Raw genomic sequence first — 17491 nt, 5'->3', positions numbered from 1 at the left:
AATAACCTAAAAGCATTAAACAACCCTAAATCAAATAAGATGGGTGTTGAAATGAAAACAGATGTTGTTGTTATAGGGGGCGGGCATAACGGACTTATAGCAGCATGCTATCTGGACAAAGCCGGCCATAAGGTAGTAGTTGTTGAGGCGCAAAAAAATATCGGAGGAATGACCTCCTCCGGTCCTTTTATCAAGTCAGCACCGGAACATATTATTCATCCCTGCGCAGTGGATAGTATTTTTTTACGCACAACCAGTATAATAAACGACCTGGATTTGAAAAAGCACGGCTTTAGCACTGTAGATCCCGATCCTTCTTATGCCCACCTTACACCCGAAGGAGAGTCAATAGTTTTTTGGCGTGACGCTGCAAAAACTGCAGATGAGATCAAAAGGTACTCGCCTGAAGATGCAAGAGCATATATTGATTTTGCCAACACTCTTAACGCAATGCTTGACATTGCCCTTCCCATGATGCGCTCAGATCCCAAAAGACCGTCTGTCAGAGAAGTTCTTCGCTCAATAGGTTCATCAATATCTCATCGCCGCCTGCTTGGTGACGTGGGAGGACTTGCCATGGGTACGGCAGATCAGGCTGTATGCGAACGTTTCGAACACCCTTTTGTTATTGCGGCTCTCTTGGGACTTGCCGGAGGTGCTGGACCTATAGATGCTGACGGCAGCGGGCTTGGCCATATTATACTTGCTCTTTTGCATAAGGTTGGGGTTGGCCGTCCGGTTGGTGGAATGCAGTCCCTGGCAGATTCCCTCAAAAGAAGGCTATACGAAGGTAATGGTTCAGTGCTTACCGGAACACCTGTGGAAGAGATTTTAGTTGACAATAATAGGGCAGAAGGTGTCCGCCTTGCCGACGGGCGTTTAATTAAAGCGGATTCAGTACTGGCAGCCTGTGACCCACGTACAGCACTGGGTCGCCTTTTGCCTGATGGCGTCTTAGACAGGAAAATAAAAGCACGCGTCGATCATATTCCAGCAAATGCCCGTGGTGCAGCACCAATGAAGGTCGATCTTGCTCTTAATGGCCGTGTTGAAATTTCCAGACATCAGAAGCTAAGAAAAGACGGAGTCGATCTCAGGGTGCCTGCTTTAATTATCGGAACAGCAGAAGAAATACGATCTTCCTTTGCAAACTCCATGCGGGGTGAGCTTACCCCCGGTCTTTATTTCTGGGCGGCTGTTCCAACGGCATGCGATCCGGGTCAGGCACCTGCAGGACAGGATGTTTTGTACCTGTATCCGCCAGCTGTCCCGGCTTATCCTGCTGAAGGCTGGCAGATTTTAAGACAAAAGGCAGAAAATATAATGATGTCTGAAGCCAGTCGATACTTTGACAATCTTGATTCGCTTGAGATAGGACGTTGGGTTGAAACACCTGAAGATCTTTGTGCGCGAACAGGTGCTGTTAACGGATGTGTAACTCATGTTGATTTTGCTCTTCTTCGGTCGGGTCCATTAAGACCGGCATGGGGTCTGGGCGGGTATGTAACTCCTGTGAAAGGGCTTTTTTTAGGAGCTGCCGGTTCACATCCTGGTGGGGCTGTTTCCGGTTTGCCAGGCAAGCTATCATCGGCAAGAGTCATCCGGTATCTTGCCAGGCGCAGCCGCTGAAACCACGATCTCCAGAACATATACCAATCCTTTGGCGCCGGATTTTATACCGGCAAAATAATAGGAGGGGAAAACAATGCTTCATTTTGACAATCCATCTTTTATCTGGATCCAGGAAATTATCATACCTATTATATCCATTATCATGCTCACTTTATTTATCCGTCAGTCCTTTCGTGCCAAAGCTCTTACTTTCGGAGCACTTTTGTATATTTCCGCCACAACCATGTTCTGGCAGGAATGGTATTGTGATTGGGGTGCATATCTGCTCTTTAACCCTGCATTTTCTCTAATGCCTTGGGGCTCAACCCTTTGGACTGCACCGAACAAACCATGGGCGATTATACTGTCTTACGGCCCTTTCTTTACTACTATATATCTGTTGATGCTTGCTCTGATCAATAAGTTTCACAACAAATATCCAAATTTAGAAAAAAACCGCTGGATACTTGTTGTTGTGATACCAAGCTTTTATCTTTTTGATCTGCTTTTTGAAGGCTTTGCTGCAAGTCAGGGTTGGTGGTCCTACACAGATTACATAGGACCTGCACTTGCAACTGAAAGAGGTAACTTTCCTGTTGTATATCCTATAATACTTTTTGTTTTTTACGGATTAATTACCACCTGGATGCTGTTACGTAACAGCCCGGATGAACGGGTTCGGTTTGAATCATGGTTTGGAGTTGAAGGGATAAAAGCAGGATGGAAGCGCGAACTAACACGTCTGGTAGCATGGATAGTAGTAATGAACGGACTTTTTATAATATTTTTATCTGGTCCGCTTGTCGCTGTGCGGGAGTTGTTCGGAAACCCTAGTTTACTAGTGCCATGACAAATAATACTGTGAGATACATTAAAACATTTCAGATAACTCTTCTCTCGGTTTAGAGGATATATACCCTCTCCCCTCCGTGGGAGAGGGCCAGGGTGAGGGGGAATAAGATGAGCTGGAGGGTTTTGGACCAATAATAATATTTTATATATTTATTTGTTTTATGGAATGCATATTAGAAATGAAAAAGGAGGTAATCTGAATGAGTGATGCTGATGTTTTTAAAACTATAACTGAGCTGGTAATTTCTCTGGACGAAGATAAAGCTATGGCTGCTGTACAGAAAGCTCTTGACGAAGGCTATGATCCGTTGGAAATCCTTCAAAAGGGCGTAATTGTCGGACTTAGGGTAATCGGCGATAAGTTTGGCAGTGGAGAATATTTCTTGCCGGAATTGATGATGGGCGCTGATCTTAGTGAGGCTTGTACAAACAAAATTATGGAGAAGATTCCTGAGCAAGCCAATGCCTCACGCGGAGTAGTGTTGCTCGGTGCTGTGCAGGGAGACCTTCATGACATTGGCAAGAGTTTGGTTTTAAGGCAAATAAGTCTTGCCGGATACAAAGTTCATGATCTCGGTATCAATGTGCCCAGCATGACCTTTATTGACAAGGCCAGAGAACTTAATGCGGATATTATTGGACTCTCAGCATTTCTTGATGCAACCCGTCCTTTCTACGCCGAAGTGATAAACTACCTGAACGATATGGGATTACGAAACAAGTACAAGGTCATCATCGGCGGAGTAGCTGCATCGGCAGAATTAGCTGAATCAATAGGTGCCGACGGGTGGGCGCCCGATGCTCCATCAGCAGTTAAGCTCTGTGACAAGATCATGGGCCAGTAATCAGGCGTATTTATGGGATAAGTCGAATCGAGTAATACTAATTCATAAAATTTACGATAACCCAATATAGGAGATACAAAATGCTACCGATGATGGATATTCAGAATAGAGCCGAGACCGGCCCGGTGATGAAAAGCAAGGAATTTGACCTTTTGTTTGCACGCAAGATACGTGAATTGACTCCAAAATACAATATCAAGTATGACGCCGAGCAGCTAATCGCAGATGATGCGACAGCAGACGCGATATTTCAGGCAGGTGTGGAACTACTGGCTGAGGTGGGTCTCTATAATATAGATACTCAAAGGGTTATTAAATTCAGCAGGCAAGAGCTTCAGCAGGTTGTTGAAAATGCTCGAACCGGTCCGGATATGGTTATGTTTGGCCTGGGTAAGGATGAGGTCTGTTATCAACACCGGACAGGCAAAGATAAACGCCCACCGGTGCTGGCTGCAGGTGCGCATGGTGGCGGAACAGTACCCATCCGGCAAGAGTGGTTTTCACAATTCGTGCAGTCATTTGTACAGGAGGAATCCAATCAGGCTTTAGCGATTAGTGGCGGTGTCCCCTCGGTTGACGGTATCCCGATCAAAGTGGGTACTCCTTCTGAAGTTTACTGTGCGCTGTGGGAAAACAAGGCCATGTTGGAAGTGCTGCAACGGCTTGGACGACCTGACATGCATCTTGGACTTCATTCTTCCGTCACAAGTATCGGTGGTTTTCTCGCATTGGTTCATGAAGGATTTCGGGGACGCCATAATATTCAGCTTTCTGCTCATGTCATGCCGGAGCTTAAGGTTGACTGGTCGAGGCTTACCTTAGCTTTGATTGTGAAAGAGTGGGACTTCGTTCCATGGGTAAGTGGCATGTCAGTCGAAGGCGCTCTATGCCGGGGTCCGGAGGAAACGGCTGTGGGCATGATTGCAAGCATGCTGGGGCAGCTCGCTTACAGCAACGCAATCCCGGCCCAAATTTGGAATAATACCGTAAGGGGTGAATGGACAAGGTCGCAAACATTATGGGCAAACGGAGCGGCAACCCGCGCCGCAGAACGCAATGTCCGACTTCCCATTGGTGGTATGGTAACTACCGAGGAGAAGTTCAGGGGCACTGAAGCATCTCTTTATTGGGAGGCGGCTGCATCTGTTCTCTATACAGCTTGTGGATTTGGATATTGCTGGAGCACAGGCTGGTCAGGCTTGGAGGCTCGCTTTGTTGGTGAAATACTCTCGGCTGTTGCAGGTATGGATGAGCAAAAAGCTAATAAACTGGCTAAGACTATTTATGACAGGTGGATAGTTGAAAAAGAACATGCCCAGCAGCCTAAAGACTTTCCCGAACTATATGACTTAAAGACTGTCCAACCGAAGGAAGATTGGCTTAGCAGCTATAACAGAGTAAAAGATGAACTTGCGCGGATGGGAGTTCCTTACAAGTAATTATTATTTAGAGTTCCAAGAATAAAAATAATGATTCAGGAAAATATAAGGCTTTTGAGTAGGATTGATAGTGAGATATAAGAAAGGATGAATGGCTATGGGAAATTATGCTGTAATTGGAAAACCACTACCGCGGGTAGATGGAATAATTAAAGCAAATGGGGAAGCACAGTTTACCACGGATATATCTTTACCTGGCATGTTATACGGTAAAATCCTGCGCAGCCCTTATCCCCATGCAAGGATTGTGAAAATTGATACAAGCAAAGCGGAAAGGGTTAAAGGAGTAAAAGCGGTTATTACCGGGCACGACATTGTAGACATTAAATACGGGTTTATGATGCTTGCATTGCCGGGAAGTGGTGATCAATACCTTTTGGCACGGGATAAGGTAAACTATATCGGTGATGAGGTTGCGGCGGTAGCTGCAGTCAGTGAAGATGCCGCAGAAGAGGCTTTGGAGCTTATCGAGGTTGACTATGAAGAGCTTCCTCCCGTTTTTTCAATAGAAGAAGCAATAAGAGAAGGGGCTCCATTAATCCATGAGGGTTTTAAAGGAAATATTTCGGCCGGGGCAAAACTGGAATTCGGCGACGTTGAGGCAGGCTTTCGGGATTCCGACTATATCCGGGAGGATAAGTTTATAACCGGGGCTGTACAGCATTGTTACATGGAACCTAATGTTTCTATAGCCGATTTCGATTCTTCAGGGAAGCTGACCCTTTGGACTTCTACCCAGGCCCCTTTTATGTTGAAAAATCCTCTGGCGGTTCTTTTGGGTATTGAGCCGGGCAAAGTAAGGGTGATAAAGCCCCCAATGGGAGGCGGCTTCGGTGGAAAAATGGAAATTTTCCCCCTTTATCTCTGTTGTGCCTTACTCTCACAAAAGACAGGCCGACCGGTCAGGATTTACTACACTCGGGAAGAGGAGTTTACCGCAGGCAGGAGAAGACATCCCCTGGAAGTGATTTTGAAGATCGGGGTTAAGAAAGATGGAACAATCATAAGCCGGACAGCAAAGACAATGATTGATGGAGGTGCATACAGCAGCCTCGGGCATGGTGCTGCCATACTTTCCAACCTGTGGCTTACGCTTCCCTATAGGCTGCCTAATATGAAGTTTGAATCCTGCCGTGTATATACCAACAACACCCCCTGCGGGGCAATGCGGGGATTTATGTCACCTCAGATTCGACTGGCTTCGGAAGTGCAACTGGATGCGGTAGCTGAAGAATTAGGCTTAGACCCGCTTGAGCTAAGAATTAAAAACGGTCTTAAGGCCGGAGATATAACCTCAAACGGCCTTAAAATTTCAAGCGGAAGCGTGTCAAAATGTTTACGCACGGCTGCCCTGGCCTCACAATGGAAGTCCAAATACAGAAAACTTCCTCCTCTACAGGGAATCGGCGTTGCTTGCAGCAGCTTTGAGTGCGGTCCCAGTTTTCCCATGATGGGTCCCTTCACGGCTTCTTCTACTATCTTTGTTAAAGCCAATACTGACGGCACGGTTATGATAATTTCCGGTGCTTCCGATATCGGCCAGGGATCTGATACAGTGCTTTCGCAAATCGTAGCGGAAGAACTGGGTATAGAATTGGAGGATACAAAAATCACAATCCCTGATACGGATTTAACACCCCCCGATTTGTTCAGCTCAGGGAGCCGGGTTACTTTCCAAACCGGTAATGCAGCCAAACGGGCGGCTGCTGATTTGAAGCAGAAGCTTTTACAGGCGGTTGCAGGAAAACTGGAAGCAAGAGTTGAAGACATGAAAGCAAGAAAACGGAGAATCTATGTAAAAGGTATGCCCGACAAGGGATTTTCTTTTACTGAGGCAATAGCGCTATGTCAGATGGCTCAAGGTGGCATGGCTGTTACGGGAGCAGGTTCATATAGCCCGGAAATGGGTCAAGTAGATATGGTGACAGGATACGGCAATTATTCACCTGCTTACAGCTTTGTAGCAGTAATTGCAGAGGTAAGGGTTGATCAGGAAACAGGTCATGTAAAGGTGGGAAAGCTTACGGTTTCTGATGATTGCGGACGTGTCATTAATCCACTGGGATTGACGGGTCAGATTGAGGGGTCGGCAGCAATGGGACTCGGATACACTTTTCACGAAGAATTGCTCATCAGTGAGGGCAAAACATTAAATCCGTCATTTATTGACTACAAAATACCTACAGCGTTTGAGATGACGGAAATGGAAAATATCTTTATCGAATCCAATGATCCAGGTGGTCCTTTTGGTGCAAAGGAAAGCGGGGAAGGCCTGCTGGCTCCCATTGCCCCTGCTATTTTTAACGCAATCTACGATGCGACAGGCATAAGATTCAAAGAGCTTCCCTTGACCCCGGAAAAGATTCTCCGGCAGCTTCAGGAGAAAAAAGTTGCATGAATCAAAACAGCATTTTGCTGCACCTTACGCCGGCTGGAGCAAACGAACAGACTCTGGTTTCAGGTTTAAATCCCTTGAGCCAATTGCAAAACGCCCCATTTTGGCCGATCTCTGCGTTGGGCTCAAATTTTAATCCTCGAAATACTCCATGTATTCCTGCGGTTAAAATTTTCGCCCGCCTTGAGCTTGACCAAACTGAAACATTTTGAAACCGGCTCCCTTAACTTATTTTATAATAATATCGCACAAAAACCTTAGTAAGAACATAATTCAAATAAAGGAGAGTTTCTTATGAGCACATCAGGAATATCTAACTTACTTAATCTTAATGGGAAAGTTGCAATTGTTACAGGTGCTGCAATGGGGATAGGCCAGGGAATTGCCCTTAGATTGGCTGAAGCAGGAGCTTCAGTGTTAATTTCAGATATTAATGCAGATGCAGCCAGTCATACCAAAGAGCAAATTACCAGGTCGGGAGGAAAAGCTGCTGTGATTCAGGCCGATGCATCAATCTCCGGCGATGCAGATCGTGTGGTGCAAACAGCTGTTGCCAAATTTGGACAGCTTGATATCCTTGTAAACAATGCCGGCATTTATATTCCTTCTGCTTTTATGGATTTATCCGAAGAATTATTGATTAAAACTATGGATATCAATCTAAAAGGACTCTTCTTCTATAGCAAGGCTGCTGCAAAAAAGATGATTGAAGGCGGTCAAGGAGGAAGAATCATCAATATTGCCTCATGCGGTGCAATTGTTCCGTCCGGTAATCTTATTCATTATGACGCTACAAAAGGTGGTGTAATATCTCTTACCAAATCTTTAGCCAAAGAACTGGGCCAGCATAATATTTTAATAAACGCTATTGCTCCCGGCGGCGTTCCTACGCCGGGTGGGGCAGCAGTTTTGGCATCGCTGAACTTACCACCAGACGCAATACCTCCGGCGCGTTCTGTTCTTGGCCGCTGGGGAACTCCTGATGACATAGCCAAAGTTGTATGTTTTTTGTCAAGCAGTATGTCTGATTATATGACCGGCAGTATTGTAGTTGTTGATGGGGGTTATCTTCTAATGTGAAGGTAGGAGAACACAATATGGGAAAAGTTATGAACAAGAACGAATCTCATGAATTCGAAGGACGAGTCGCTTTGATAACCGGTGGCGGTCGAGGTTTCGGCAAGGCCTTCGGGCAGGCACTCATGGAGCGCGGCGCACGTATCGTTTTGGCGGATATTGATGGTGTAGCAGCGGAGGAAGCTGCTGCTGAACTCCGGGCCAGCGGAGGCGAGGCTCTTCCGGTCGAGTGTGATGTAGCCGATGAGATACAGGTCGCTACCGTGATAGAGCGGGTTGTTTCAGAGTATGGCGGTATCGATATCCTTATAAATAACGCCGGACTGCACTCCGCCGCTTACGCAGAACCAATGACCACCTCGGGAATAGCCAAATTGCGTAGGCTATTCGATGTGAATGTGATGGGTGTAATCATCTGCTCGCTGGCAGCACACCAGGCCATGTCGGGTCGCGGGGACTCAGTGATCATCAATATTTCATCTTCAGCCGCCTATGACTGTCCAACCACCTATGGCGTGTCGAAGCTTGCAGTTCGTGGCCTGACTATCACTATGGCACGCGACTTCAAGGCCGACGGTATCCGCGTGAACGCTATTGCTCCCGGACTGATTTACACCGACACGATCCGGAAAGAATTGCCGGAGTGGATTCTTGACACCATAAAGAAACAGCAAGTCCTGGATTGTGAAGGTGATATTAATGATATAGTCGAAGCAATGCTGTATCTGGCCTCAGCACGATCATCCTTTATTACAGGTGAAACATTGCGGGTGAGCGGGGGTTATACTCTGGCAATCTGAGCTTTGTCGTATTACTGCTCAGAGCGAATTCTAATAATCAACAATATTACTTTTAAGTTGTTAGAAATGAAGGAGCAAAAATATGCCTGAAGATACAACGACACCTCGGCAGCGTTGCGGCGTGATTGGTATGGGTATAATCGGCGTCGGTATAGCAGAATGTCTGATTCGAAATGGTCGCGAAGTAAGCGGTTACGATATTCGCCCTGAAACGATAACCAAAGTTGCCGGCGTTAAGGTCTGTAGCTCACCGGCGGAAGTAGCTATTAATTCTGATGTCATTGTAATCTCCGTGGTCAACGCAGACCAAGCCCGCGCGGTGCTCTTCGGTCCTCATGGGATAGCCGAAGGTGTGCATCCTGACCTGATAGTTGCTCTTATGAGTACGATACGCGTACCTATTGTAATAGAATTGGCCGATGAATCCGTTAAAAATGGCTTTAAGCTTATTGATGTTGCAATTACTACCGGTGGCGCACCAACGTGTAAAGGCACCGCCGGTCTGATGGCAGGGGGAGATGAGGATACTATCGAATCTATACGCAGCGTTATGGAGGAATTTTCGTCGATATTCTCGCATATGGGCCCGATCGGCTCAGGTATGACAGCAAAAGTGGCACGCAACATAATCCACTATTGTGCAAGCATGGGAGCTTACGAAGGTGGACTACTGGTGGAGGCAGCCGGTGTAGATATCAATAAGCTGATCGAGGTTATCCGCAAAAGTGATCCCCACAATATTCAAAGCACGATCATACTCGAAAAGCGTGGCGTAAAGCCTCTTGATGAAAAGGCCTTACCTAAAGAGACGATAGAATTGTTTTATAATGCTGCCAAATTGCTTTATAAGGATCTCGATGCAGGTATCGATCTTGCCAATAGTCTTGGCGTTGAAGTACCCGGCGCAGTATTGGCGAAGCAGCGGGGCGATTTGATCTTTGGCTTACCACTGGGTACAACCAAACACATTGCAGCTGAGGTTAGTGACGACTCAGATCCTAAGCGACGCGGCGCTCAAATGCTGGACAAGGTCTACGGAAAAGGCACGGTTCAGATGCCACCGGCCTCCGATGACTTGCCACCGTTTGTTGACGCTACGTTAAGCATTGTGTTTGGAAATATATGGACACGTCCTCAGCTGTCAATCCGCGACCGGCGGCTTTTGGTGATCGGCGCGATAGCGCAGATGGATCGTCCTGATCTGATCGAAACCCAGGTTCTTGGTGCGCTGGCAAACAATGAGTTGACCGAGGAACAATTACAGGAAGCCGTATTGCACCTGGCATTTTACTGCGGTTGGCCTAAAGGCACAGCAGTTTTTCAGGGAGTTACCTCGGCACTCAAGAAGTTTGCCGAATCCAGGCAGAAGCCTAAGAAAGATAATTAAATGTATAATATATTTATCAGCGATCGAGGAAATAAAAAAAGCTGAAAGCCCATTATTGCCGACTGCTTGATGCAAAACAATGGCAGGAATGGTTTTTCTTTTGGTGCTTCTATTTTACTTTACTGTTTTTCTTCGGCAGCAATTTTCATCCAGTGCCGGACAGTATCGAATTTTACTCCAAGAGCCTTTGACACGCCTTGTATGGACTCTCCTTTCTGCAATAGCTCTATAGATTTCAAAACTTTTTCTTCCGGAGATCTTAACCCATAGAAAATACTTCCGGCTCTGTTGCAAAATGATTTACCACATTTTTTGCACAAAAACCGGCGAGATACGCTACCATCTTTTTTACGGTATGTTCCATTTAAAACAATATTGCCTTTATTTAGTTTACTGTAGAAAACACATTTGGGGTTCGGGCATATATCTGGTTTTAATTGTTTTACGTTATTTTCATTATTTATGGAGCTTTGTTTTTTGGTGTCAACGTTTAGCGGAAAATCAACGTTTAGCGGAAAATCGCCGCCTTTTTTTGCTTCCATAAACTTTTGATGTAATTCATTTATATTATATCGTTTTTTGTCCGGTTTAACCGTTGACTCTTTATTTCCGGCATCTTCAATGAAATTACTTTTATCTGGTTTTTCAGCAGATTCTTCAAACAAAGAATACGGTTTTCCGGCTCGTTCCAGTAATAGATCCAATCTGGCTTCATACATTGCAGGAACTGTTTCTGTCTGAATATTTTTATTTGCCGTTTTTTTGCTAAATATCATTTTCATTCCAAAGCTGCCGGAAAGGTTTCTTCCGTCAGCTGTGACTGCATTTCGGACAATCAGATATTTATCTTTGGATTCAATTTTATCAAGGTATCTGTGATTATTGCTCAAAATCGTTTGTGCAGCACTCGTATTGGCCGTAAATATTGAATAAAAATAAAATACTCCTTCACCCATTTTGAGAATATCAGCTATTGTCTTATCTGTAATATTTCCTTCAAACACATTTTGTTCCTTTAGCTGTCGGTACAAATCATATTTGACAGGTAAACAGATCTGGTGCCCCACATAATGTCCCCAACTATCAAAAGCAATAATATTAAGGTCGGGAAGCAGCATACCGGCTGCTTTTATTGTATTAGCCGTAATTGTGTTTTCGGTCCCGTAAATGTCGCAATGACAGGAAATAATCATACGGATATGTTTATCGGTTTTAACCGTATCATATCTTGTTATGACACCTTCATCGAATTGTTGGCTGCTTTTTAATAATTCAGGAGAGGAAAAAAGGGCTTCTTCAATAGATGAGTAGGTAAAGCGCCTTGTTCTGAGCGAATACCAGACCGGCTGTTGAGCATTCAACGCCACACAAACCTGCATTGGGATTCCGGCTACTTCGGAAAGGTCATGAAGATTTTCTATTCTGGCGTTTCGGGTATCGGACTCCCAATATTGCAATTCCCTCACACTTATCTTTATAGATTCCGCAAAAGCCTCCTGGCTGATTCCACGCCATTTACGGTAGTCTTTAATCAATATTCCCAAAGACATATATAGCTTTGCATTTGTCTGCGCAACCTTTGTTCGTGGTAAAGAGGCCATGTGTAATTTATCCTTTACCCAAATTAATGGAATAAAATACTGTTTGTTGAACTATAAGCCTAATTATTATGCATCAGGATAAAGATATTTGTCAATTGCTGGTTTTTAGGCTTGGCACCGGGATGATAAAAATAAGGAGGATTAATTAACATGTCAAAACATGAAGATTTTGATGTTGCCATTATTGGCGGTGGTGTATCTGGATTGGTTTGTGCCTGTTATCTTCAAAAGGCAGGATTGAAAGTGGCAGTATTTGAAGCCAGGGAGGAATCGGGAGGAGGACGGTGCGCTCACGAAGCTATGCGTCCCGGTCATATAGTTCAGTCCTGTATATGGGGAGATGTAGAGCCTATAATGATGTCTCAACTGGATTTGGAATTGGACAGATATGGATATCAGGATACACATATGATGGCGGATTGGGGCTGGGGCTATATTTTTGAAGACAATACCTGTCTTGTAAATAACTGCTGGGACCCGACAAAAACGGCTGATAAAGTAAGAAGATTTTCGGAAAAAGATGCCCAAAAGATTTTGGATATGGTTGCCTATTTTTCTGAGCCTTATGATGATAAAGTATCCAAGATGTGCAAATTCACAGAGTTGTTTTTCACTGATTTCTGGACCTGGGAAAATTTCGATATTCTTCTTGATCTGGTTGCTCCTGTTTTTCCGTTTAAAGATCCGTACGAGATAACCGACTTAAATGCATTTGAAATGCTGGATGCAATGTATGAAAGCGAACAGTTTAAAATGTATGCCGCAAGTATTGCCATAGGAGGCGCCATATATCCTCACTATACCGGAGGACAGAGTATGCTGGCCGCATTGCTGCCGATGGGATTATATTATTCTCATCCGAAAAACGGATGTCATTCCGTAGCCCATGTATTTATACGTTGTTTCAGGGCTCTTGGCGGTAAGTTGTTTAACAGTTGCCCGGTAAAGAAAATTATTGTTGCAGGAGGAGAAGCCAAAGGAGTTATTTTAGATGATGATGCAGCTTTTCCGGGTAAAGAAATAACCGCAAAAAAGGTTGTAACCAATATAAATCCCCGTTACACATTTTGCGAAATGGTGGGTGAGGAGCATCTCGACAGAAAAGTAATCCAGAAACTTAAGACAAACTGGAAGTATGACGGAGTACTGGTCGAAATACATTTTGCATTAAAACACAGGCCCCGCTTTGAAGCGGAAAAAGATGATCCTGATATTATTCAATCACTGACCGGCATGATAGGACCAAATACCCTGGGAGAACTTATGCAGGGATGGGGAGAAAGAGTCGGCGGCAGAATTCCTTCAGAAGGATTAACACCTCTTAGTTATGTTTATGCTCATATGGATGATCCAACACAAACCAAATCTGATAATTGTGTTATAAATGTTTGCATAGAAGTACCTTATGCAATCTATGAAAAGGGCGGGCCGGAGATCTGGGATGACAAGGATTTCAGAAAGTCTGTATTTGATACTCACATTGGAACCATGGAAAAAGCCTGCCCGGGTTTTACAGATAGTATACTTGACTATTGGTTCACCACACCCCTTGATCTTTCAAGATTTAATCCACACTACACCAGAGGATGTATGAGCGGTGGAAGCACTGCAGCCAACCAAATGTTTTTTGCAAACAGAGCGGATATAGAAGGTTTTGAAAAAGGAGGAGTTGTAACTCCTATTAAAAACCTTTACGGAGCAGGAAGCGTCGGGCCTTCATGGAGCAGCGGCGGAAACGGATACCGTGCGGCATGTCAGATCGCTGAAGAGCTTGGGATAAGAAATCAGCCTTGGTGGGTTCACAGAGCTTTTGAATATATTCAGAAAAAATATATCGACAAGACTTACGTCCCGTTAAAAAAGACGAGCATATTGGACTAGTAATTACAGACTATCGCAAGGAGAAATTGAAATGGATAAAAGAGAATATGATGCTATAATAATCGGCGGTGGTCCCAACGGGTTAACTACTGCTGCATACCTGATAAAAGCAGGCGCCAAGGTACTGGTGATTGAGAAAAGGCGCGAGATGGGCGGCGGCGCAGCTTCCGATAATTCAGGAGGTTTTCGTTATCAGCCTCATGCAACATATATGGTTATGGGCGAATTGATGCCGGCCTATAAAGACTTTGATATGGCTGCTGATGGGGTCAAATTTGTTACTCCCGAAGTTCAGGCAGCCCTGATAACCAAAGATGGCCCCCTGGTTTTTTATCAGGACCCTGAAAAAACAGCGCAATCTATAAGCACATTCTCCAAAGATGATGCAAAAAGTTTTCTCGCCCTTCATGAAGAGATGAAGGCCATCTTTGATGAAATTTTATTTCCTGCTACATATACTTACGCAGTACCTGCTCTTGACCAGTTTGCAATGTTTGAAAAAGCTAACATGCCTATAGCAAATCGATTTGGAGAATTGGCGGAAATGAATTTTTTGCAAATCGTTGATCAGTTTGGTTTTGGCGAGCCTACAAAAACCCTTCTTCTGTATCTGGCAACCATGTGGGGGGTTCCATTTGAGTCGGGATTGGGCTTTTTGTTTCCCCTGTTTGTTTACCGGATGTTAAACAGCGGAATCTGCCGGGGAGGTACTCACAGAGCCATAGGAGCTTTGATTGGAATCACCCATGCAGGTGGAGACGTTGTTGAAGGAATGGCTCCTGAAAAAATCATTATGGAAAACGGCAGGGCTGTCGGGGTTAAGATGGAAGACGGCAGAGAATTCTGGGGAAAAACAATCATTAGTAGTTTAAATCCCGAACAGACTTTTAAGGAGCTTGTAGGAGAAGAGAACTGTACTGACGATCTTAATTTTTATGTCAATGAGTGGAAATGGGAATATTACAGCATGCTTAATTTCAATATTGCCTTAAAAGAACCGGTTGAATATAAGGCTGCAAAAGATAATCCCGATGTAAATAAAGCACTCACCTGTGTTTTGGGACTTGATAATTTTGAGGATCTGAATGCAGGGTTCAAAAAAATGGATAACGGAGAAATTTCACTTCATGCGCATGCTTCTCCCTTAAGTCTTTATTCACCAGGCCTGGCCCCAAAAGGATATCATACAGCCAAATTAGAGACTCTTGCTCCTTTTGATCTTGATGGTGATGCTGCCAACTGGGATGCAAGAGAAAAAGAAATTACCGAAAAGTTTATGGACATGTGGGCAAGTTATTCCACAAATTTCAAATCCGCTTATATGGATGTACACACATCAACCACATCTCCTCTTGATGTGGAAAGAAGATTCGCGACAATGAAAAGGGGAAGCTTCAAACACGGAGCCTACACAGCTTTCCAGCTTGGTTCCAACAGACCGAATCCCCTTTGTTCTTCATACAGAACTCCGATTCCCGGATTATATGTTAATGGTGCTAGCACCTATCCGGGTGGTATGATACTTGGTGCATGCGGTTATGTGGCTGCTTCAGCTATTGTTGAAGATCTCGGCATGGGAAAATGGTGGAGTGACCCGGATTGTGTAATCCAAGCTAGAGAAAAAGGGTTGCTTCCTTGAATGAGGACATAATTTACCCTCCCCATGTTCAGCTCAAGGGAGTGGAAATTAAAACCGGCGGGGTATAAAACCCCGCCCTACCTTAATCTCTCATAGGGCGGCATTTCATATGCCGCCGACAACGCTATAAATTAAGGAGAAAAAGATATGAGCGAAAAAAGATTGTGTACACAAGCCGAGTTGGAAGCTATGTGCATTCCGCCTACAAAACAATTTGCAACAGTACTTGAGAGCGTAGATAAAGAAGCGGCTAAGCAGAAATACGGTGAATTAGAAGACGCTTTCTTTGGTCTTCATATCATGTACCAGAACTGGGTCGCATTTCTTCAGGAATTTATATACAGCAATTACGGACATGAAGGCCTTGCCGGTTCTGCTCCTATAGCTGAAGTTATTATGCAGGCTATCAAATTCGGTATGACAATAGAAGAAGCAGATAAATGCAGCAGATCCGCAAAGGAAGAAATGTCCGTGTTAATTGATGCAGGTAAGATAAAGGAAGCTAAAGATCTGTTTAAGTTTCTGGAAAAAGGATGGCGAGATTATCACGATCTTTACAATAGCTGGACTACTCTTCTTTTATCAAGAATCTATCGCGATCTGGGAGGTCTTGAAGCTCTTGAGAAAGCTCACCGTTATGCCGGCGGCAGTCATTGGATGCCATGGATGGAACAAGATATCCAATGTGATCCAAAGTTTCGCATTCAATACTGGAGCATGTTGATGCATGGCAATCTTTGTGAATTTACAATTGAAGAAGATGATGAAAAGTTTATTATGAAATTGCATGTTTGCGGAAGCTGCGGTCGCCAGATCATAGACGGGTATTATAAGGAACCGATAAATTTTGCAAGGGTCAAAGAAAAAGGCCCTGAAACCTGGTATCGCGATGATTGTACAGTATACCAAACTCATCTGACCATAATACATGCAATGATGTCCATAGAAAAGATCGGAGCTCCATGGCCGGTTATTACATGCAATAATGGCAAAGGACCTGAGCCCTGCCAAATAATATTATATAAGAATCCTAAGACAGCCGCTGCTGAATATTATGAGATGGTAGGCAAACAAAAGCCTAAAGCTTAACCGGAATTACTGCTTACATTAATTCAATGGAAGGGGAAATAAGATGAGATTAGAAAGTAAGGTAGTAATAGTAACGGGAGGAAGCGCTGGTATCGGTAAAGCATTGGCTGCCGGATATGCCAAAGAAGGAGCTAAAGTAGTAATAACCGGCTCTAATCAAGGTCGTCTGGATAAGGCCTTTGAAGAGCTTAAATCTTCCGGTGGCGAGTTTTTGCCGATCCTTTCGGATATTTCCGTTATGGAAGATAATAAACGTATGGTGGAAGAAATAATATCACGCTATGGCAAGATTGATGTTCTTGTAAACAATGCTGCAAAACAGACACCTTCGCTGCCGTTTTGGCTAAGAGAAGAAGATATGTTTGATCAGGTTGTCAAGGTTAACCTGAAGGGATTATACTTTTGCACCCAGGCTGTAGTTAAAACCATGATTGAAAAAAAATACGGCAAAATAATAAATATAGCTTCGAGTCAGGGCCGTATAGGCATTCCAATGAACTCCGATTATGCCTCCACAAAAGGTGCTGTAATAAGTCTGACAAGAACACTGGCTGTAGAATTGGGCCCCTTAGGTATTAACGTCAACGGCATTTGCCCCGGCCTTACTCCTACCGAAGGTATGAAATCCACCGGGCTTTCCCAAGAGCTTACAGATGCAGTAATCAATATGACACCTCTGCGAAGGACTGGGGTGCCAGAAGATTATATCGGAATAGCGATCTTCTTAGCTTCTGATGAAAGTTCTTTTATGACCGGACAAACCGTTTCCGTTGACGGTGGAATCAGTATGCCGTAAAATTGAAGGGTTCGAGGATTCAAGGGGTCAAGGGGGCGACAGCATAAAAATGCCGAGATGTAGGGGCGGGTTCACAACC

Annotated in this window: 14 protein-coding genes; 13 read left to right on the top strand and 1 reads right to left on the bottom strand. The window is 44.4% G+C overall.

The window, feature by feature from the left end; all coding sequences use genetic code 11:
* Positions 1 to 51 precede the first annotated feature (51 nt).
* The 9 genes from KKC46_13880 to KKC46_13840 all read left to right on the top strand — a co-directional run bounded on the left by KKC46_13880 (position 52) and on the right by KKC46_13840 (position 10406).
* Positions 52 to 1629, top strand: a complete 1578-nt coding sequence (locus tag KKC46_13880) for an NAD(P)/FAD-dependent oxidoreductase (GenBank protein ID MBU1054897.1) — start codon at positions 52 to 54, stop codon at positions 1627 to 1629.
* A gap of 76 nt (positions 1630 to 1705) precedes the next feature.
* Complete coding sequence (locus tag KKC46_13875) at positions 1706 to 2461, top strand: spirocyclase AveC family protein (GenBank protein MBU1054896.1); 756 nt, start codon at positions 1706 to 1708, stop codon at positions 2459 to 2461.
* Between the two features lie 202 nt (positions 2462 to 2663).
* Positions 2664 to 3308, top strand: a complete 645-nt coding sequence (locus KKC46_13870; protein ID MBU1054895.1) for a cobalamin-dependent protein — start codon at positions 2664 to 2666, stop codon at positions 3306 to 3308.
* An 80-nt stretch (positions 3309 to 3388) separates the two neighbouring features.
* On the top strand, positions 3389 to 4747 hold the full coding sequence (locus tag KKC46_13865; GenBank protein ID MBU1054894.1) for a monomethylamine:corrinoid methyltransferase: 1359 nt from the start codon (positions 3389 to 3391) through the stop codon (positions 4745 to 4747).
* Positions 4748 to 4844: 97 nt separating this feature from the next.
* Complete coding sequence (locus tag KKC46_13860; protein ID MBU1054893.1) at positions 4845 to 7145, top strand: xanthine dehydrogenase family protein molybdopterin-binding subunit; 2301 nt, start codon at positions 4845 to 4847, stop codon at positions 7143 to 7145.
* Positions 7142 to 7354 (top strand): hypothetical protein, encoded by a 213-nt coding sequence (locus KKC46_13855; protein MBU1054892.1) that lies wholly within the window; start codon positions 7142 to 7144, stop codon positions 7352 to 7354. Before KKC46_13860 ends, KKC46_13855 begins: the two co-directional genes overlap by 4 nt.
* Positions 7355 to 7436: 82 nt before the next feature.
* The gene (locus KKC46_13850) at positions 7437 to 8222 is read left to right on the top strand and encodes an SDR family oxidoreductase (protein ID MBU1054891.1); all 786 of its coding nucleotides are present in this window, start codon (positions 7437 to 7439) and stop codon (positions 8220 to 8222) included.
* Between the two features lie 29 nt (positions 8223 to 8251).
* Positions 8252 to 9019 carry an SDR family oxidoreductase gene (locus KKC46_13845; protein MBU1054890.1) on the top strand — a complete coding sequence of 256 codons (768 nt, stop codon included), beginning with the start codon at positions 8252 to 8254 and terminating at the stop codon, positions 9017 to 9019.
* An 82-nt stretch (positions 9020 to 9101) separates the two neighbouring features.
* On the top strand, positions 9102 to 10406 hold the full coding sequence (locus KKC46_13840; protein MBU1054889.1) for a carboxymuconolactone decarboxylase family protein: 1305 nt from the start codon (positions 9102 to 9104) through the stop codon (positions 10404 to 10406).
* Between the two features lie 119 nt (positions 10407 to 10525).
* On the opposite strand, the gene KKC46_13835 is transcribed toward KKC46_13840, so the two are convergent.
* Positions 10526 to 12007 (bottom strand): helix-turn-helix domain-containing protein, encoded by a 1482-nt coding sequence (locus KKC46_13835; protein MBU1054888.1) that lies wholly within the window; start codon positions 12005 to 12007, stop codon positions 10526 to 10528.
* A 150-nt stretch (positions 12008 to 12157) separates the two neighbouring features.
* Here KKC46_13835 and KKC46_13830 point away from each other — a divergent pair, with 150 nt between their 5' ends.
* From KKC46_13830 to KKC46_13815, 4 genes are all read left to right on the top strand, one after another.
* Positions 12158 to 13888, top strand: coding sequence for an NAD(P)/FAD-dependent oxidoreductase (locus KKC46_13830; GenBank protein ID MBU1054887.1), 1731 nt, complete (start codon positions 12158 to 12160; stop codon positions 13886 to 13888).
* A gap of 31 nt (positions 13889 to 13919) precedes the next feature.
* The gene (locus KKC46_13825; protein ID MBU1054886.1) at positions 13920 to 15527 is read left to right on the top strand and encodes an NAD(P)/FAD-dependent oxidoreductase; all 1608 of its coding nucleotides are present in this window, start codon (positions 13920 to 13922) and stop codon (positions 15525 to 15527) included.
* 147 nt (positions 15528 to 15674) lie between these two features.
* Positions 15675 to 16616 carry a hypothetical protein gene (locus tag KKC46_13820; protein ID MBU1054885.1) on the top strand — a complete coding sequence of 314 codons (942 nt, stop codon included), beginning with the start codon at positions 15675 to 15677 and terminating at the stop codon, positions 16614 to 16616.
* A gap of 43 nt (positions 16617 to 16659) precedes the next feature.
* Positions 16660 to 17412 (top strand): SDR family oxidoreductase, encoded by a 753-nt coding sequence (locus KKC46_13815; GenBank protein MBU1054884.1) that lies wholly within the window; start codon positions 16660 to 16662, stop codon positions 17410 to 17412.
* Positions 17413 to 17491 lie beyond the last annotated feature (79 nt).

Source organism: Pseudomonadota bacterium (genome assembly GCA_018817425.1).
GTDB lineage: Bacteria > Desulfobacterota > Desulfobacteria > Desulfobacterales > RPRI01 > RPRI01.
The sequence above is the reverse complement of the archived record's forward strand: the minus strand, read 5'-3'. Positions and strand labels throughout refer to the sequence as shown.